Source organism: Chitinophagales bacterium, from assembly GCA_019638515.1.
Classification (GTDB): domain Bacteria; phylum Bacteroidota; class Bacteroidia; order Chitinophagales; family LD1; genus UBA7692.
Genome location: JAHBTS010000002.1, coordinates 151,957 through 172,156, shown reverse-complemented (window position 1 = coordinate 172,156; position 20,200 = coordinate 151,957). Strand labels below are relative to the sequence as shown.

14 protein-coding genes are annotated in these 20,200 nt (G+C 40.2%); 5 read left to right on the top strand and 9 right to left on the bottom strand.

The window, feature by feature from the left end:
- Positions 1–72 precede the first annotated feature (72 nt).
- Together KF872_03920 and KF872_03915 are read right to left on the bottom strand one after the other, a co-directional pair.
- On the bottom strand, positions 73–2,706 hold the full coding sequence (locus KF872_03920) for a hypothetical protein (GenBank protein ID MBX2902682.1): 2,634 nt from the start codon (positions 2,704–2,706) through the stop codon (positions 73–75).
- 101 nt (positions 2,707–2,807) lie between these two features.
- Entirely contained in the window at positions 2,808–4,115 is a 1,308-nt protein-coding gene (locus KF872_03915; GenBank protein ID MBX2902681.1) for a bifunctional folylpolyglutamate synthase/dihydrofolate synthase, read from the bottom strand.
- 54 nt (positions 4,116–4,169) lie between these two features.
- Between KF872_03915 and KF872_03910 the strand changes: the two genes are divergently transcribed.
- Both KF872_03910 and KF872_03905 read left to right on the top strand, forming a co-directional pair.
- Complete coding sequence (locus KF872_03910; GenBank protein ID MBX2902680.1) at positions 4,170–4,682, top strand: 3-hydroxyanthranilate 3,4-dioxygenase; 513 nt, start codon at positions 4,170–4,172, stop codon at positions 4,680–4,682.
- Positions 4,683–4,778: 96 nt separating this feature from the next.
- Positions 4,779–6,914 (top strand): carboxylesterase family protein, encoded by a 2,136-nt coding sequence (locus KF872_03905; protein MBX2902679.1) that lies wholly within the window; start codon positions 4,779–4,781, stop codon positions 6,912–6,914.
- A 183-nt stretch (positions 6,915–7,097) separates the two neighbouring features.
- Here KF872_03905 and trxA read toward each other — a convergent pair whose 3' ends face one another.
- The 3 genes from trxA to KF872_03890 form a co-directional block, all read right to left on the bottom strand.
- A complete protein-coding gene (gene trxA, locus KF872_03900) occupies positions 7,098–7,418 on the bottom strand; it encodes a thioredoxin (GenBank protein MBX2902678.1) in 321 nt (106 codons plus the stop codon).
- Positions 7,419–7,495: 77 nt separating this feature from the next.
- Complete coding sequence (locus KF872_03895) at positions 7,496–8,578, bottom strand: branched-chain amino acid aminotransferase (protein MBX2902677.1); 1,083 nt, start codon at positions 8,576–8,578, stop codon at positions 7,496–7,498.
- Positions 8,579–8,708: 130 nt separating this feature from the next.
- Positions 8,709–9,461 (bottom strand): RNA methyltransferase, encoded by a 753-nt coding sequence (locus tag KF872_03890; GenBank protein MBX2902676.1) that lies wholly within the window; start codon positions 9,459–9,461, stop codon positions 8,709–8,711.
- 12 nt (positions 9,462–9,473) lie between these two features.
- Here KF872_03890 and KF872_03885 point away from each other — a divergent pair, with 12 nt between their 5' ends.
- Positions 9,474–11,819 carry a BamA/TamA family outer membrane protein gene (locus KF872_03885; GenBank protein MBX2902675.1) on the top strand — a complete coding sequence of 782 codons (2,346 nt, stop codon included), beginning with the start codon at positions 9,474–9,476 and terminating at the stop codon, positions 11,817–11,819.
- 88 nt (positions 11,820–11,907) lie between these two features.
- Positions 11,908–12,441, top strand: a complete 534-nt coding sequence (locus KF872_03880; GenBank protein MBX2902674.1) for a DUF1573 domain-containing protein — start codon at positions 11,908–11,910, stop codon at positions 12,439–12,441.
- A gap of 5 nt (positions 12,442–12,446) precedes the next feature.
- On the opposite strand, the gene KF872_03875 is transcribed toward KF872_03880, so the two are convergent.
- Positions 12,447–17,837, bottom strand: a complete 5,391-nt coding sequence (locus KF872_03875; protein ID MBX2902673.1) for a gliding motility-associated C-terminal domain-containing protein — start codon at positions 17,835–17,837, stop codon at positions 12,447–12,449.
- A gap of 79 nt (positions 17,838–17,916) precedes the next feature.
- Here KF872_03875 and ruvX point away from each other — a divergent pair, with 79 nt between their 5' ends.
- A complete protein-coding gene (gene ruvX / locus KF872_03870) occupies positions 17,917–18,333 on the top strand; it encodes a Holliday junction resolvase RuvX (GenBank protein ID MBX2902672.1) in 417 nt (138 codons plus the stop codon).
- 20 nt (positions 18,334–18,353) lie between these two features.
- On the opposite strand, the gene KF872_03865 is transcribed toward ruvX, so the two are convergent.
- Genes KF872_03865 through KF872_03855 form a run of 3 tightly spaced genes read right to left on the bottom strand, consistent with a single transcriptional unit; the run spans position 18,354 to position 20,184 of the window.
- Positions 18,354–18,752, bottom strand: coding sequence for a hypothetical protein (locus KF872_03865; protein MBX2902671.1), 399 nt, complete (start codon positions 18,750–18,752; stop codon positions 18,354–18,356).
- Positions 18,749–19,573 (bottom strand): hypothetical protein, encoded by an 825-nt coding sequence (locus KF872_03860; GenBank protein ID MBX2902670.1) that lies wholly within the window; start codon positions 19,571–19,573, stop codon positions 18,749–18,751. The genes KF872_03865 and KF872_03860 overlap by 4 nt, the downstream gene beginning before the upstream one ends.
- A gap of 44 nt (positions 19,574–19,617) precedes the next feature.
- Positions 19,618–20,184, bottom strand: coding sequence for a sigma-70 family RNA polymerase sigma factor (locus tag KF872_03855; protein MBX2902669.1), 567 nt, complete (start codon positions 20,182–20,184; stop codon positions 19,618–19,620).
- Positions 20,185–20,200: the final 16 nt, after the last annotated feature.

The window sequence follows — 20,200 nt, the reverse complement described above, 5'->3', positions numbered from 1 at the left end:
TATACACAAATGTGGACTGCTGTGTGGCTAAAAATTGATGTAAAACAGGGTGTGCAGCTATAAACTTGGTAACTACCAAGGTTTTTTTAATAAATCTTTTGCTTTTTGCTCTGCTTCGCGCTTTATACGGTCTGCTTCTTGTTTTGCTTTTTGTTCTGCTTCGCGTTTTATTCTATCGGCTTCTTCGCGTGCTTTTTGCTCGGCTGCCTGCTTTTGTTTTTCAAATTCTTCTTGTGCTTTTTGCTTTACCTCGTTGGCTTTATCTTTTACGGTTTCAACTAATTGTTCTTTTACGTTTTCGCCCACCGATTTTCCTCCACCTGCACCAATATTTGTAAGTTTTATTTGTGGCTTGGAGGCAGTACCTGTTGCTTTTAAGAAAAACGAAACGGTTTCGGGCATTTTAAAAGGTACTCCGGGTATTTTGGGAATCATGTTTTGGGCGAGCGAAGCGGCATTGCCTAATTCGCTTTGCGGCACATCGAAACGGAGATCGTAATCTATGCTTTTATCGAATCCGTTTTTACCTTCAAAAGCAAGGGTGTAGTTTCCTAATTTTACGGTGGCCGGCTCTACGGCTACCTTACCGTCTTTAAACTTTAAAACTGTCCAGGCATTTTTAAGTTCGAGATTGCTGAGCGCCTGTATTTTAGCTACTTCGGCAACTTTCTGAAGAATAGGTAGGCCAACGATGCGCGCATTGGGGACTTCTACTTTGCCATCGCCTTTTAAAGAGCTTAAATCTACGCTCATATCGGGGTTTAAGCGGCCGCTTCCTTTTAAATCGCTGCTATAACTTCCTTGTATGTGTTGTATTACAGGCGCCATTTTTCCTGCCATATCTACTAACTTGTAGGTTTCCTGAATGTCGAAATTTTTAATGTCGTAAGAAAAAGTAACATCGGGTAGATTTAAATTTTTGGTGTTATAGCGGGCAGAAATAGTGGCATTTCCACCGAGTAAATTGGCAAATAGTTCTTGTAAATTAATGGCTTCGTCTTTTAACGAAATAGCGCCTCTTACGTTTGAAAGTACTAATTTATCGTAGAAGATTTTTCCTATCTGAGAGTTTGCCGTAAAGTTGATGGCTTTGGGCACTTTAAAGAAAGTAGCATTTGCTGTGTCTGCCGCTTTTGGTGTGTTGCTGCTGCCAGTTGGCGAAAGGAACTGGTTGGCATCTAATACATTGCTTTTTAGGTTGAGTGCGCCTTCTAGATCGCCTTTGCCAAAAGCATAAGCCATAAAATTGTTTAAGGTTCCATTGGCTTGGAAATCGCTCCGTCCAATTTGTGCCGATAAACTGTTTAATGTAACATTTTGCGGGTTGAAAGTTAATGCCATGTTGGGCACTTTTACAGGTAGTGGCGTAGAGGCTGCATCGTAAACTAAATTGGTGATTTGGGCATTTCCGGCAGCTTTAATGTTTTCGTAACGCTTGGCCGTAACATCGCTTTGTTTGCCTTTAAAATCTAAGTTGAGCAATAGCAACCCATCTATTTTCTTTAAACCTTCAATTGGGTAAAACTTGGGTACATTGGCAAGGTTTACTTTCCCTTTTATGGAGGCATCTACATTGGGATCGCTAATAGGAGTTTTAACTAAGATGCGCGCATCTACGGGTTCGGTACCTACATCTACATGCAGTTTAGAAACATTGATGATGGTAGCATCTAAGCTGCCTTGCGGTTTTGCAGCATTCATGGCAATTTGAATATTCTTAACAGCAGTTGGCAATGTTGGATATTGAAACATGGCATTTTCAACTTTAAGGTTTATGCCAAAAGCAGGATAATTTTCGCCTTTGTAGGTTCCTTTTGCAAAGCCATTAAATGCAAATTTTCCATCGGTTTTAATTTTGTCGAAATCTTTTAAAAATACTGCCGGAATCATTGATAGTACATTCTTAAAGGTGGTTTCTTTGGCATTGAATGTAATGTCGGTTGTAAGGTCGTTTTTGGTTTGCACAAAGCCGCTAAATTTCAACCCGAGTGCGTTTAGGGTAATTTCATTTTCTTTAAAGGTGTATTTGGCATTTGGGTTGTCTATTTCCATATCTACTTTAGCATTTAATTTGGCTTTATTTAAGTAGGTAATAGCGCCACTTTTTACTGTTAGTTCATTGATTCCTGTTTGGGTAGAAAATAGATAAATATCCTGTGTAACGTTGCCTGCTCCTTCAAAATTTAGGTTGTTTAGGGCTGCATAGGTGCTGCCTTTTTGGTCGTTGTAAACGATGTTCCCGTTTTTAATAATAATTTTTTTCAGCTCTGCTGCAAACTTGGTTTCGGTGCTGGTCTTTTTCTCCTCTTTAGATTTGGCGATATCCCAGTTGGCTTTTCCGGCATAATTTACCAGTGCATTCACTTTGGGTTCTACCACCTCTAATTTTAGCAACTTGTATTTAGTGCCGTTAAAAACACTCATTAAATCTACCGTAAAATTTAGGTGGTTGATGTGTGTGAGTGTATCGCCTTTAAACTCGTTGATGCCCACAACCGAAACATCGTTAATAGCAAAACTAAAGTTTGGAAACGACCGAATAAGCGAAAGGTCGAAATCGCCATAGTTTACTTTGGCATTCAGGTTTTCGTTGATTGCTTCTTTTACGGCTTCGTTTATTTTGTCTTTAAACAAAAACGGAACCGAAATTATTGCTGCAATTAAAAGTACAAAAAGTAGCCCAATGGCAAGAAGCACCTTCTTCATGAATGATTTTTTTTAAATGGATTTACAAGAGTTTCCGATTGCAAAGTAAGCAACCAAAACGCGAAAGAAATATTTTTATTTTGGAATTATGGATGCCGGAACTATTCTTTTTCAGTTAAAAAAGGAAAAGAGTTTAATATGTCGGCCACTAAAAAAATGCTGCCTGCAACTATAATTAAGTCGGTAGGTACGGCATTTTTTAGCGCTTCGTCTAATGCTGCTTTGGCATTGGAGAAATGGCTGCCCTTGAGTTTAAATGCTTGTGCAGCCTCTGAGAGTTCTTTTTCGTTTTTGCCGCGCGGCACGTTGGGCTTACAAAAGTAGTAAGTAGCATTGAGTGGCAGTTGGCTTAGTACGGGAGCAGTATCTTTATCGGCAACAGTACCAAAAACAAAGTGCAGTTGGGTGAAATGGTTTTGTGCCAATTGTGCTAATAAGTTACGAATACCGGCCTCGTTGTGGGCGCTGTCTAAAATTACTTTTGGATTGTTTTTTACTTGCATCCAGCGACCAATAAAATATGTGGTAGCACATACATTTTCCAATCCGTTTTGAAATGCTTTATGCGATATTTCTATGCCATGTTTTTGCAATACAACTAACGCAGCCAAAGCCGTTTGAATGTTTTTTTGCTGATATGCTCCAGATAAGTCGGTTTGATATGTATAAGGTATGCCACCGGTATGCAAGTATGTACCGCTTATACTTTGTTCTTCGAAAGAGGTAGCATTATTTATTTCGTGAGAAAAGTAAATTGTAGCATTTTGTTCTTTAGCTTTTTGCATAAACACCATTTCTGTTTCGGGTTGGCGTTCTCCAACAACCACAGGAGTATTTTTTTTAATGATGCCTGCTTTTTCTGTTGCAATTTGAGTTAATGTATTGCCCAAGAATTGCTGATGGTCAAAACTTATGTTGGTAATTACCGATAGAAGAGGTTCAATAATATTGGTGGAGTCTAAACGCCCGCCAAGCCCTGTTTCTATTATACAATAATCTACTTTTTTTTGCTTGAAATACTCAAACATCATGGCAGTGGTGATTTCAAAAAAAGAGGCATCTACTTTTTTAAAAAGCAACAGGTGTTTAGATACAAAATCGGTAATGAAATCTTCTTCAATAAATGCATTTCCAATTTTAATCCGCTCCCTAAAAGTGAGGTAATGAGGCGAAGTGTAAATGCCCACTGTATATCCTGCATGAATCAATACCGATGCAACAATATGTGTTACCGAGCCCTTGCCGTTGGTTCCTGCCACATGAATACATTGCAGGTCTTTTTGAGGATTGCCCAGTAAACTACATAACTGCATAATGTTATGCAGGTTTGCTTTGTATGCCGCTGCTCCCACACGCTGAAACATGGGAAGTTGATTGGTTAAATAATCTATTGCCTGCGTATAATTCATTGGTGCAATAATAATGTAGTACGCTTTTTATACTATTGCTTTAAAATAAGTTTTATGATTCAGCGGCCTTTTAGTTTTACAAAGTGGATAGAAGAACACCGCCACTTATTGAAACCTCCGGTAATGAACCAAGTGGTGTATAAAGACAATGAAAACTTTATTGTAATGGTGGTGGGTGGCCCCAATAAGCGAAAGGATTTTCATTACAATGAAACTGAAGAGTTTTTTTACCAGTTAGAAGGAAACATAGTGGTAAAAATTGTAGAAGATGGCAAAATTGTGGACATACATATAAATGAAGGTGAAATATTCTTGTTGCCCCCCAAAGTGCCGCATTCTCCCAGACGCCCCGCCAATAGTGTGGGTTTGGTAATGGAGATAAAACGTCCTGCAGATATGTTGGATGCTTTCCAGTGGTATTGCGAAAGTTGCAGTAGTTTATTGTATGAAGAAAAGTTGCCTGTACACGATATTGTAAAAGATCTTCCCGTTATTATGAATAAATTTTATGAGTCTGAAACATTGCGCACTTGTAAAAACTGCGGCACTGTAATGGAAAAGCCGTAGTTTTAAGATAGTTAAAACGGAATATCTTTTTTAGGACACACATTGTTCTCTTCAATAAAATTTTACATTCACATTCAATTAATAAATCGGTAACAAATGAAATTTTCTACAAAAATTAAATGGATGAGCTTGGCTGTGGGTTCACTGTTTTCAACAGTAGTAGCAGCACAAGTTTGCAGCGGAAGCGGCAGATACATTGATAGTGTATTTCCGGGCTTCACCAAAACAACGGTTACGTATTCTTCAACCAACCAGCAAATGGATATTTACCAGCCGCAGGGCGATACTGCTTCGCAGCGACCGGTAATTGTGTTTGCACACGGAGGAAGTTTTATTGGTGGCGATAGAAATGAATCTACGGTAACATCATTGGCACAGCGCTTTGCAAAAAGAGGCTATGTAACTGCTTCTATAGATTATCGCTTAGGTACAATCACAGATATGCTAGGCGCATCTACTGCTTACGATGTGGTAATAAAAGCTATCAGCGATGGTAAGGCTGCTATTCGCTATTTTAGAAAAGATGCAGCCGACTCCAATAAATACAAGATAAATCCAAATTTAATCTTTGGAGGAGGTAACTCTGCCGGAGCTGTGTTGTTTGTTCATTTAGGTTATATAGATAGCGTAAATGAAGTTACAACCGCAGCTATTAAAACTGCATTAAACAATAATGGTGGTTTTGAAGGAAATAGCGGTAATGCCGGATATTCTTCTAAAATAAATGCCATTGTAAATTTGGCCGGAGGTATAAACGATACTTCTTGGATTAGTGCAGGCAATATTCCAATGGTTAGTTTTCACGGTACTACCGATAATGTGGTTCCATACTACTGTGCAAATGCTCAGAATGGTTTAACACCTGTAACATTATGCGGCACAGGTTCTATGCAGCCAAGAATACTGAATTTGGGAATAGACAATGATGTATTGTTATTTCCTGGCGATGGGCATGTGCCATGGGAAGGTAATGCTACAAAGTTTAATCAGGTAGATGATTTAACCAAAACCTTTTTGTACCGCCAAGTATGCAATGCACTTTCCGGAGGGCCAAGCTGTAACACCGCTCGCTTTAAAGAAGAATTATTTACAGTAGATAGTGTAGAAGTTGAATATACCAATGTGCGTAGCGATAGAAACAAAATGGATATTTTCTATCCTAAAAACGATACTTCGAGCCGCAGACCTTTATTGCTGTTGATACACGGAGGTGGCTTCACCAGTGGCGATAAAGATGCCGATGTAGCAGTAAACTATATGAAGAAATCTTTTGCTAAAAGAGGTTTTGTTACTGCCTCTATTCAATATCGCTTAGCCGGCATTACCGATTTAGCAGACTCTACCAAAATGTTGCGCGAAGTAGTATGGGCAATTTCTGATGCTAAAGCTGCTATGCGCTATATGGCAAAAGATGCAGCTACTACCAATACCTATAAAGTAGATACCAATTTTATGTTTATTGGTGGAAACTCTGCCGGAGCCGTTCTTTCGGTACATTATGCGTACATTGATGATTTAAATGAATTGCCAAGCTATGTTAGAGATACCATGCTTGCCTATGGCGGATTAGATGGCAACAGCGGAAATGCAGGATATGCCTCTAATGTAAAAGCAGTAGTGTCTTTGGCCGGTGGTGTAAACAAAACTTCTTGGATTACCGATGCCAATGAACAACCAATTTTTATGGCTCATGGCGACCAAGATAAAACGGTTCCTTACTACTATGACCAGGTTTATCGCTACCCACCTTACAACTCTTTTACTTTAGTTACTTTATATGGTTCAGGAAGTATGGATACAGCATTAGCCAATCGCAATGTGCATCACGAACTTAAAACATTCCCCAATGACGACCATTGCCCTTGGAATAGCGATTTAGGAAAAATGGTTGAAGTTGATACTTTGGCAAGAAACTTCTTGTATCCAATGGTTTGCAGTAATTTCCCTGATGCTGCACCTGTGGCTCCAACAGGAGTTTCGGAAATTAACGTACCGTTTGCCGTTAGTATTTATCCTAATCCAAATACCGGGGAGTTCTTTATTAAAACAGACAATGTTGAAAGTAATTCTATGGTTGAAGTGTATAATCAAATGGGTCAGCAAGTAGCTGCATTGCCATTGCAAAATAAAATTACTTCGTTGAAGTTGAATCAAGCAGCCACCGGAGTTTATATTGTAAAAATTAGCAGCAATGGTGTTGTTAAGAACATCTCACGAGTTATTGTGAAATAAACGCTTATCTCTTTGCTTAAAAGGCTGTTTCTATAATTAGAAACAGCCTTTTTTGTTTTGTAAAAACTGAAAACGGTTTGTGCCTATGAAGATTGGAAACTGAAAGGCTGTGTTTAGGCATAAAAAAACTGCTTCCACAACTTAATGCAGAAGCAGTCTAAACTTCCAATATAAAAGCAAAAGTTAGTTTAGGTGTTTTTTCAAAATTTCAACAAAGTGATGTTTTGAAGCCGCTCCAACGTGTTTATCTACTACTTGTCCGTTTTTAATAAACAATACGGTTGGAATACTGCGGATGCTATATTTCATAGCTGTTTCCGGATTGCTATCTACATCTACTTTACCAACCACAGCTTTACCTTCATATTCTTTAGAAAGTTCTTCTACAATAGGAGCAATAGCGCGGCACGGACCACACCATTCTGCCCAAAAATCTACAATGGCAATTTTATCGCTTTTTAATACTGTTTGTTCAAAATTGCTGTCAGTTAATTGTAAGGCCATAATTTTTGTTTTGTGTAATTAAACGATTTGGTGATGAAAATATTTTAATGCGCAATTGCAATAAGTGCTAATAAAGTTTAAACTTGAAATACATCTACCGGAACTGTGTGTAGCCAACCAAATACATCTTCTGCTTTTCCGGAACGGATATCAAAATATCTTGCTTTCAGTTTATTAGATATTTCACGCCCTTCTACCGGAGGTAGTTCGTAATCTTCGCCTTTGTAATGGAATGTTTGAATAGGCGCAATGGTTGCTGCAGTACCTGTTCCAAACATATCTTCTAAAGAACCTTCGTGGTAAGCATTGATAACTTCGTCAATTGAAATATCGCGTTCTTGCACAATATAGCCTTCGTCTTCGGCAAGGCGAATCATACTGTCGCGCGTAACACCGTCTAAGATTGTTCCGGCTTCGAGCGAAGGTGTGATAATGATGCCATTAATGATTACAAAAATATTCATGGTACCAATTTCTTGTAAGTATTTATGGTGAATACCATCTAACCAAAGATTTTGGTCGTAACCCATTTTTTGTACATCGCGCATGGGCATCATACAAGCGCCATAGTTTCCTGCTGCTTTTGCAAAGCCAACTCCTCCCGGAAACGCACGTACATAATGGTGGTGTACAAATACTTTTACCGGCTTAGAGTAGTATGCGCCCACAGGGCAGCTAAACATGGCAAAGCGGTAATTTTCTGCTACTTTAATACCAACATATTTTTCGGTGGCAAACATGTAAGGGCGAATATACAGCGATGAATTAGGCTCGCGCGGCACCCAATTGTTATCTAAACTCAATAACTTATCCATTGCCGTAAAGAATAATTCTTCGGGAAAAGTAGGCATTGCCATTCTTTCAGCCGATATATTGAGGCGTTGTAAGTTTTTATTGGGACGAAAAACAATGGGATTTCCATCAGCATCACGCTCGGCTTTTAAGCCTTCAAACAAAGCCTGTCCATAGTGTAAAGCCGATGTAGCAGGGTGCATTGTAAAATCTCCAAAAGGAACAATGCGGCAATCGTGCCAATCGCCATTATAGTAGTCGGCAATAAAGATGTGGTCTGCAAAATGCTTTCCAAAGGGAAGATTTTTAAAGTCCACTTCTCCAATGCGTGATTGCGCAATTTTTTGAACGCTAATTTTGTAAGCCATACACAATATGTTTAGTTGCTTTCAAAAGTAGAATTATTTACCTTTTTTCTATGTCTTATTCATTAGGCAGTTAGCGCTACGGGGCTCGAAGTGCTGATATACAAAGGCTTTAACAGCCTCTTAAAAAATATCAACAGTTGTGGTGAACCCTTCGGTAAAATTCTGAAAGCATAATTCCGGTAGCTACGCCAGCATTGAGCGATTCTGTATTGCCCGTGCCGGGTATAGAGATCTTTAATTTTAAGAAGGGGAGCAATTCATCGGATATGCCGTGCGATTCGCTGCCAATTAAAAGTATGCCTTCGTGTGGTAAATCGGTTTGGTAAATGTTGTTGCCGTTTAAAACAGCACCAAATACCGGAGCCTTACTTTTTTCAAACAATTCTTGTAGTGAACCATAAAATAAGTTGGTTCTAAACAAAGAGCCTTTGGCGGCATTTACAACTTTTGGATTATAGGCATCTACACAGTGCTCGTTGCAAAAAATGGTTTTTACTCCAAACCATTCAGCAATGCGAATAATGGTACCGAGGTTGCCGGGATCGTTTATGTCATCTAGGGCTAAGGTTATTTTGCCTCTTTCGAGTTTGGGTTTTTCGGAAGTGGGAATGTGGGCTACCGCCAATACGCCTGTGGGGGCTTGCAGGGTTGAAATTTGGCTGAGTTCCTTTTCGCTTACTTCCACAATTTCAACGGAATCGGAATAAACGTGTTTGTTTTTCCAAAGCCACCAAGGTTCTGCATATAAGGTTTCCACCTGTAAAGGTGAATTAAATAATTCGCGTACTGTTTTATCTCCATCAACAATAAATCGGTTACTTAATTGGCGGTATTTTTTATGTTGCAGTGAAAGAAGAAACTTAATTTTCGTTTTTGTAAGCATATTTGCGTTCGAGTGTCGAAAGTAGGAATTTCGTTCAGCAATTGGTGTTTAATATTATTGGGAGCTGTATTGCTTTCAACATCGGCATGTTCGGTAACTAAAACTTTACCCGAAGGCAAGAATCTTTTACTGCGTAATAAAGTAGATGTAAAGCGTATTGTAAAGGTGGCGGAGCGCGATAAGTTGCGCGAGGATTTAACCACCATCATGCTGCAAAAGCCCAATAAAAGGTTTTTGGGAATTTTTCCGTTTAGGTTATGGTTTTACCTCACGGCATCAAAAGGTAAAGACAATAAGTTTAACCGATGGATAAAAACTAAAGTAGGGGAGCCGCCTGTAGTTTTCGATTCGCTTATTGCTTCTAAAACAGAAGTTTTAATGGAAAATTATTTGTGGAATTATGGTTATTTCGAAAACAACGTTTCGTACGAAACCAAAACCAATAAGAAGCGAAGAACTTCCATAACTTTTAAAATAGATCCGGGCAGAGTATGGACTTTGGGTGCTATTCGTTTTCCCATGGGCAATACCACCAGCGAGGGAATCACCCAAGTACGATCCGAACATACCCTGCTGCATTCAGGTGAAAGATTTGATGTAACCACACTTAAAGCTGAGCGCAGCAGGATAGAAAACGACTTGCGCAATAGTGGCTTTTATTTCTTTAATAAGGAATACGTTACTTTTGATTTAGATACTAACCGCGAAGCGCATACAGTAGATGTGCGCATTAAGGTAAACCAACCGATAGATGGAATTGAACACAAACCGTTTAGGCTGAATAAAGTAATTGTGTTTACCGATTACGAACACGGCAGTCCACTTACACTAAACGATGAGTATGATACAACGGCACTAAAAGAATTCAGGTTTGTTCAAAAGAAAGAGATATTTAAAAAGAGAATTTTGCGCGATGCCATTTTCTTTAGGGAGGGAGAACTTTTTACTCAGGATAACTACAGTAAAAGTTTAACGCGCTTAAACGAATTAGGCGCATTTAAATTTGTAAGTATAGAAATGCAGCGCAGCAAACGCGATACCAACTTGCTAAATGCGTTTGTGTATTTAACGCCCGCCAAAAAGCAAACCCTTACAGGAGGCGTAAACTTAAACCATAACTTTGAAGGGCTCACCGGTTTAGGTGCTAATGTTGGTTATCGCAACCGCAATTTGGCCAAAGGTGCCGACCAGTTGAACATTGATGCCAGTGCCAACGTGCAATTAAATTTTAGTAAAAAGCAATCTAAGATTGTATCTAAAGATCGCATAAACACCGTAGATGTTACCTTAGATGTTACATATTATCTAAATAGGTTTTTAGTGCCGTGGAAACCTAAAATACATGCCAACACTAATCCTAAAACGAGAATAAATGCACGATACAATTACGAGATAAGACGCGATTTTCCTAGCAATTACTCATTATACAATGCGCATAATATAGGTGTTACTTACGGTTATGAATGGAGCGCCCGAAAATTAGTTCGGCATTACTACAATCCAACCTTTGTGAACTTCTATTTCATAAATAAAGAAGATTCTTTTGTAAGCTTCTTAAACAAAAGACCGGCACTGAGCCGAAGCTACAACGAGCAAATTATTTGGGGAAGCAATTACACTTTTATACTCACCAACCAAAAAAGTAAATACGATATTTGGTACACGTATCTTAAATGTGCAGGTGAAGCGGCCGGCAATTTATTGGAACTTGGTTTTATAGCTGCTAACAAAGGCTATTCGCCCAACCAAACGTTTACTATTTTTAAGAGACCCTTTTCGCAATACGTTCGTTTTGAATTTGATTTTAGAAACTATTTTCGTTTAAACCGCCACAGCCAGTTTGTGATGCGGCAGTATATTGGTATTGGTGTGCCGTATGGCAATTCGCAACAGTTGCCCTATAACAAGCAATTTTTTGTAGGGGGATTAAATAGTTTGCGCGGTTTCCAAATTAGAGAAATTGGCCCCGGTGGCTATCGCGACAGCACTATTCAAATAGATAATCCGAGCAGCAACCAGTCTTCGCTTTTTGTGGACCAAACAGGCGATATAAAACTTGAAATGAATATTGAATTGCGTTTCGATATTTACAAATGGTTGAAAGGTGCTTTCTTTATGGATGCCGGAAATATTTGGCTGGTGCGCAACGACCCCTCGCGCCCTAAGGGCAACTTTGAGTGGAATAGATTTGTGAATGAATTTGGTGTAAACTTTGGTTCCGGTTTAAGATTAGATTTTAACTACTTTGTAATTAGGCTCGATTACGGGGTGCCAATTCGAGATCCGCGCATTGATAGCAATAATAAATGGACAATCAGAAAAGGACAATTTAACCTAGCAATTGGTTATCCTTTCTAACCGCATCTTCAAATTGTTTTAGAATTGTTTTGCTGTTTTCTTATGCAAAACAGTATATTTTTACTTCGTAGAAATTAACTCTTCTTATATGAAAAATGTATTGCTTTTTACATCCATTGCTGCAATCTGCGCTGCGGTGGGCGTGTATTATGTTTCAAACGAAAAGTTGGAGCAGCAAGATTTAAGGCTTGCTACTTTAGAGCGAAAAGTGGCAGAGGTGGAAGGACGCGTTTATTTTCAAGATGCCCACAGTGTAGCTAATCAGCAGTTGCAAAATCCGCCAACCAATATACCATCCACTACTATTTCGTTTGATAAAATGGAGCACGATTTTGGAACAATTAAACAGGGCGATAAGGTTAAAACCAAGTTTAAGTTCACCAACACGGGCAACGAAAATTTAGTTATAGTAAATGCCATTGGCTCATGCGGCTGCACGGTTCCAAGCTATCCAAGAGAGCCGTTGGCTCCAGGCAAATCGGCAGAACTTGATGTGGAATTTGATAGCAATGGCAAAGAAGGTGAACAATCTAAAACCATTACGGTTGAAGCAAATACAGAGCCTAAGCAAACTGTTTTAACCATTAAAAGCAATATTCTAACTTCTAAAAGTACCAAGTAGAAACATTAGCGAACTAATGTAAAACTGCCTTTGTAGTTATGAGTGCTTTTGTTGAAGAAGGTAACTTGCAGCAAATAAACATAAGTACCTGCAGGCTGCAATACACCTTGGTATGTGCCATCCCAACCAATATTTTCATTGCTTGAAACAAATACCATTTCGCCCCAACGATTAAACACTTTCCATTGAATGGTTTTTATACCAATTCCGAGTGGCAAAAGAATATCGTTGTTGCCATCGTTATTGGGCGAAAACACATTGGGCATATAAATAGTACCGCCTATTTTCACATTTATTGTAATCTGCGCTGTGGCACGGCATTGGTTGGAACCAATATAAGTTAAGTGATACGTAATGGTATCTGCCGGGTGTGCAATTGGGTGGGCGCAATCGTTGCACGATATATCAATATTGGGCTGCCATAAGTAGGTGGCGGGCGATGAGCCGTTTGTGATAACCGGATGCAAGCGTACGGCATTGTTTTCGTACACGGTGGTATCTTGCGGTAACTCGATAATAGGTGTAGGCAGTATGGTAATTTGTAAAGAATCGCTGGCGGTACAACCGTTTATATCGGTTACGGTTACGCTGTATATTCCTCCTGTGTTTGCCGTTGTGGTTGCCACAGTACTACCATTGCTCCATACGTATGTTGCAAATCCGGCAGGGGCAGCAAGCGTGGAGCTATCGCCTTGGCAAAAGCTAACATCGTTACCTATGTTTACTGTTACGGGTTGTGCAGATAGGAGTGTAGCTGAATCTTTTACGGAGCATCCTAATGAATCGCTTACAGTTACAACATACTTCCCGGCACTAAGGTTTTGTATAGCTGCTGCCATGGCTCCTGTGTTCCATACATAAGTTATAGTTCCATTTCCTCCTGTGGCATTTGCAGTAATACTTCCGGCATTTACTCCGGCACATCCAGGTTGCACAACATTTAAGGCTACACTCAAAGTATTAGCAATGCTGCCAATGGTTACATGAACTGTATCAATACAACTAGTGGAATCTTTTGCAAATACTACATAGTTTCCTGCTGTTAGGTTTAAGAAGTTGGATGAAGATTGGTAAGTGTTTCCATCTATGCTAAAAGTATATGGCGGAATTCCTGCCGTTGCAATATTGGCTTGAATACTGCCATTGGCTCCCGAACAGTCTGTATTGTTTGCAATAGCTGTTAATTGCAGGTTGCAACATCCGGTAGGCGGAGCCACAATAGTATCGCCAGTAACCATACAGTTATTATTGTCGGTAATGGTATAGTTGTAGGTTCCGGCACTTAAATTAGTAATGCTGTTTCCGGTAGCGCCATTGCTCCAGGTAACTGTTAATGTTCCTGTACCGCCAGTTGCAGTAATACTAATAGCGCCATCTCCACCTGCACAACTTTCAGCAGTAGCATTTACGCCACTTACGGTAGGTGCATTGGGATTAGATAAACTGAAAGAAGTATCTTTTACACAACTGTTGGCTGTATTGGTTATGGTTACACTATAGTTGCCTGCGGCTATATTTGAATTGTTGGCTGTAATGGCATTATTGCTCCATGTGTAAGTATAGGTAGCTATCGGTAAAACAGTAATGTTTATACTGCCATCATTGGCGCCACACGATGGTTGAACTATAGCCGCACTAATATTCCATGTACAGCAAACAGGTCCCGCAGCAACTGTGATATTTCCTGAAGCGGTGCAGTTGGCAGCATCGGTAATGGTTACTGAGTATGTATTGGGTGCAAGATTAGCAATAGCTGCACTGCTTGCTCCATTGCTCCATGCATAAATAAGTGTTCCGGTTCCTCCGTTTACACTTACGTTGGCCGTACCGTTATTGTCGCCAAAACAAGTTTCGGCAGTTGCGTTGATAGAGGTAATTACGGGTGAATTAGGAGCAGTAAAAACAATTGTTTGTGTTGCAGTACAATTATTGGCATCAGTTACTGAAATTATATAGGTGCCTGCTGCCATTCCTGTAACGGGTGCAGTGCCAGCTATTGGTATTACTTGAGTTTGTGGCGCACCTTGCCCATCATCAATTGTAATGGTGTAAGGTGCTGAACCGCCTGCTAAAGTAGCACTTACACTGCCGTTGGCTGTGCCGCAGCCCGGTTCTACTTTATTACTAAATGCAATACTTGGGCCATTGCTATTATTTAGGTTAATTACAGTATCTACACTACAAGCAGGATTGCCAACCTCTGCAACAGTTACAAGGTATTGCCCAGCGGCTAAACTGCTTTGTGTTGCTTGATTGGGTAGAGAATTGTTCCAAGTATAACTATAGGTGCCGGATGGAGATGGTGTTATTGTAATGGAACCAGAGTTTTGCCCACAATTAGGTTGAATTGTTGCAATATCCAAAGTTAAGTTACAACAGTTAGGCCCTGCTGCTATTACAAATTGAATTGTATCTGCGCAACCATTGGCATCTTGTACTTTTAATACATAATTATTAGGAGCAAGATTATTTACCGGAAAAGAAACTATTGCTGTTATATTACCGGGCGTGGCTGCCAGGGCATAGCTCCATTGCAGCGTTCCGGTGCCCCCCGTAACGGTTGCAGAGGTAAGTGCTCCGTTGTTTTGTCCGCTACAGGTTTCATTAGAAGTAGTTGGTGTGCCAATTACAGGAGCATTGGGTGCTATTAGCGTTAAGGTTTGTGTTGCTGTGCAATTATTAGCATCGCGAATAGTGATAATGTAAGTTCCCGCAGCTAAGTTATTTACAGGTGCTGTTCCTGCTATGGGGATGTTTTGAGTAACCGGAGCGCCTTGTCCATTATCTATTGTTGCAATATAAGGGGCGGTGCCACCTGCAAGTGTAATACTTACGCTGCCATTGGCTTGCCCGCAAGCAGGGTTGGTTTGGTTGCTAAGAGTTAGGGTAGGAGTGGTAGGTACTCCAATAGTTACAGTTCCGGTTCCGGTGCAGTTATTGGCATCGGTAGCTGTTACATTGTAAGTACCTGCTGCTAAGCTATTGGCAGTAGCGGTAGAACTTACGTTTGGACTCCAAGTATAGGTATAAGAACCACTACCTCCGGTTGCCGTAAATGTGGCAGAGCCACTATTGGCGCTTTGGCAGTTTGCATCTTGTTTGTTTTGTACAGAAACGGTAATGCTTGGGCATGTGCTACATGGATTTACGGAAGCAAGCGAAGCAATACTAATTACATTGCCGCCACTATCGCGCACGCGGATGGGGTAAGTTCCCGGAGGTGTAACGGTTGCAGTGCTTCCAAAACCTGTCCATGTAGTAGTTGGAGTGCCGGGACAAATAAACGGAATACAATTGCCGCCAGGGCAACTGCTACAATCTTGTATTGTTGATTGGCTTTCCCATGTATAAGGACTAATACCGCCAGATGCTGTTAAATTTCCATTAGGTTGCTTGCAAACAACAAGAGGAGTACAAACCTGCACCACAATTGTAGCAGAATCTAAAGAGCCACAAGCTAAAGTATAATAGACTTTAAAAGATCCGGCACCGGAAACTGCCGGACTAAACTCGCCCGTTGAAGCATTGCTTATTCCTGTGCCGCTCCAAGTGCCACCGGAGGTTCCGGCAGTTAGTATTTTAGGTGCATCGGATGTGCAATATGGACCGGCAGGTGCAATTGTTGCATTACAGCAATTGGTATTTACTATAGTTAGTTTTACATCGTCTTGGCCTTTGCAGCCTGCAGGGCTGGTTACTACTACTCTATAAGTAGTGGTTGAAGAGGGGCTAACGGTAATGGATGCATTTGTGCCTGCAGGTGCGGGAATGGCAGTTCCGTTTCCAAACAATGAAGGATTGGTGTACCATTGGTAGGAGCCACCTCCTGTAGCTGTAAGTGTTTTAGACTCTCCGGTGCAAATAGTTTGGTCGGGAATATTTATTGTGGGAGCATCTTCAACCGGAACGGTTACGGTTGCCGTAGCGGGGCAAGCGCCTTGAGTTACGGTAACGGTATAGGTAGTAGTAGTTTTAGGCGATACTGATACACTTGCACCTATTTGCCCATCGCTCCATTTGTAAAATCCACCTCCGGTTGCGGTAAGCGTTTGCGAAGCGGGCGTATAGGTATAACCAATTCCTAAAAATCCGGGACTGCGGCATATACCTCCGCTCGAACTTGCAGTAGCTGTTGGGCTAGTACCAATTACAATGTTGAAATTGGTATTCATATTATTCCCGCATAAGTCTAAAATATCTTGAGCGTGCAGTGCATAAGTGCCGATGGAGAGGGGTGGCGTTACAGTAACGGCTACGCTATTGGTACTATTGTTGGTGCAGTTAAGTGGATTTAATGAAACTGTATGACCGGGAATAGAAAAATCGGCAGCTTGTATAGTGCTGCAATCTACATACTCAGAAAAAAGCAATTCAAATTGAGCGGCAGTTGGACAAGCATTTGCCGAGGCATTCAGAATTACCGGAGGTGTAACGTCTGTAATGTTTACCGAGCTTGTTTCGTTTTTAAATTGAATGGTAAAACCATCGTTTGAGCCGCTGTAGAAATTGATACAAACGGCATACTTGTGCGTGGAGTTTACGGTTGGTCTTCGATTAAAACGATTACAATCTGAGCCTTTACTATCGGAAGAGCAATCGTTGCCGGTACAGGTGCCATAACTTTCACTACAGTTAACACTGCTTATACCTGTGTTGCCTGTATATTGGGAGTAGTTGCAACTAACTTGTTGGCGTTGTCCATTGCCGCAACCTGAGGTGATATCCCAAAGTACAAAGTCGTAATCGGTGCTTCCGGTGGGAGTAATTGTAAAGTCTAGTGCTCCATTTGCTTGTGGTTGAAAAGAATACCACACTGAGCCACCGGAGCCTGTGCCTCCATAGCAACTGCCATCATCGTCATTCACGGCTCCAAGGTCGGTATAAAGACCGCCAAGTGCAACAGCGGTAAGGTTTTGGCAAAGTGGAATGGCGCCCACACAATCGCTGGCGGGTTGGCTGCGTGCTGCTCCGCTTTTTTCTTGTGGGGTAGATTTTACCTGGCCTCTTATCTTGTAGTTTCCTTTTGCTAAATGCTTTGAAGGGAAAAATTCAAACGTTAAGATTTTACCTTTTAAGTTGGGAATTTTAGCATCGTGAAAAATTCCTAACAACTCTCCATCGGTATCTTTTCCTCTGTAAACTTTTAAAGAAGCCCCATCGGGAATATTGAAGGTTTCAAAATATACCTCTAATTGATTTTCGCCATGCAGCGTGGTAATGAAATATTCATTTTTAAGTTCGGAATTTTTGCCGCCATTATCGTATAAAACACCTTGAGTAACATGTAAGTGTCTTTCTTTTCCTAAAGTATATTCATTGGGTAATAATTGAGCAAAACCATATATACTGCTTGCCAAGAAACATAGCAGCGCTGTGGCCGATTTTCTAAAGTTCATTCGTCTGTTGTTTGTAAAATATGCTTATGGCAAACGTAACTAAAATTTTTAACCTAACATTGCATTCTTCACTTTGCGTATGGGGCGGATTTTGGCAATTGATTATGGGAAAAAAAGAACCGGTTTGGCAGTAACCGATCCATTAAAAATAATAGCCAGCGCATTAGAAACTGTAGAAACTAAGACGTTGAAAAAAACTTTGGTATCGTACTGTGCCAAAGAGGTGGTTGAAGCCTTTGTAGTTGGCAAACCATTTACCCGCGATTTTTCTGTGAATGAAATTGAAACCGAGATAGGTATTTTTGTTACTTGGTTGGAAGAAAAATTTCCCGATATAAAAATTTATAGAGTAGATGAACGCTTTACTTCTAAAATTGCATCGCAGACAATTCTAGCTAGTGGCGTAAATAAAAAAACACGCCAGCAAAAAGAAATTATTGATAGAGTAAGCGCTACAATTATTCTTCAAACTTTTATGGAAATGAAGCAGCCGTAAGTTAATGTTGCTGCATCAAACTATTTTCGATTTTCTTGTAATCTGCGCAGTAATTCTTTTTTAAACTTCTCTTCGGCACTTAGTAAAAGGCCAAATTTTTTAGCTCCAATTGCTTGTTCAAATTGTGGACGGTATTTTTTCTGAAGGTCTAATTTTTTTTGGTCAAATTCCATTTTTTTATCGGCAAATTGTGGGTCGTCTTCGCCTGCTGCATCTAGGCGATATGCTTGCCTTAGTGTTTTAAATTCGCCTCTGTATTGGTTGTAGATAGGCCAAAATTTTTGACCTTCCTGAGGTGTTAATTGCAAATAATCTGTTATGAATGCAACGCGTAGCGATTCTACGCGATCGTTTTGCGCCAAACTTGATTTGGTAAACGCAAAAAGTAGTAGGCAAATAGTTATGGTTATGTTTTTCATATTACCCTGTTTTTTTGTTGGTGTTTTTGTAAATCTAATATCATGTCTTCGTCTAATTCGTGCAGTAGTATTTCCTCTAATTTCTTTTCATCTATTGTTTGCTCGTTTATTATTACTACACTGTGTATTTCGCCCACTTTTTTCTTTATAGAATACTCATCAAACTCATCTAAATTCATAGAAATGTAGTTGTTTACCTCTGCGGTGCTTATGCGGTCTAGCTGATTATCTAATGCTGCAACGGTACCAATGCTTCTTTCGCTTTTGGTTTGCAGAAACCAAATGGCAATAGCTACCGAAAACAACGATGCAAATGCAAATACCAATTGCGGTTTAAAAAGTGGCGCTATAAGCGAATCAATAGTTTCGTTTATCTTATTCCACCACAAATTGGCCGATGAGGTTTGCGGGTGCCGGGTTTGAAGTTGTGCATATACTTGTGAAGGCAGTTGCTTAAAGTAATTTTGCGGCACTGCAAAAGCTTGTTGCTTAGGCAATGTGGCTAATTGCGGAGCAATTTCTTTAAGTTCCTGCTGTACTTCTTCTTTTCTTATATGGGAAAGAACCGTTGCTGCACTTGTTTGAAAGTATTGTTGGGGCAGTTCAAAAGATTGCTTTTTCCGGAGCGATTGCAACAATGGAGAAAGTGCTGGGTCTGGCAATTGTTCCCAAGCCTCTTCTTCCTTAATTCTAGAAAGCACGGTTGCTGGTAATTGCGAAAAATAGTTTTCCGGAACGGCAAACGAATTGCTAGGCTCCAAGCCCGAAAGCGTTGGTGCTATTGCTTTTAGTTCGTTTTGTATTTCGCTCCTGTTTTTCATTGTGCTAAAAATCCGGCTATGAGATATAATAAATGCTAAAAGGTTTAATCTTCTTTTAATAAAAATGCTTCTACTTTTTGTGCAGCGTGGTGATACGATGCTTTTAGTGCTCCAACGCTGGTGCCGAGCACTTCGCTCATTTCTTCGTAGGGCATTTCATCGTAGTAGCGCAATAAGAATACTTGTTTTTGTTTTTCAGGCAAGGTGTCTATTGCTTTTTGGAGTTTAAGTTCAATGGCATCGCCATTAAAATAAGGGTCGCTTTTAAGGTAGTTGGCAGGGCCGAAATTATTGTCTTCATCATCGTTGTTGCCGGAGTTGCCTTCAAATGGAATGGCTGCTTTTTTCTTTTTTACATTTAAGTGGTTGAGGGCTTCGTTGGTAGCAATGCGATAGAGCCAGGTATAAAATTGAGAATCAGCACGAAAGTTTTCGAGTGCACGCCATACCTTTACAAAGGTATTTTGTAGTACATCATCGGCATCATCGTGGTTTAATACCATTCTGCGAATATGCCAATACACGCGCTCTTGGTATTTTTCCATAAGCAGTGTAAATGCTTTTTCGCGTTGCCCGGCATGAAACAAATCTAACAGTTCGCTATCGCTCATTTATTCTAATTTTTAC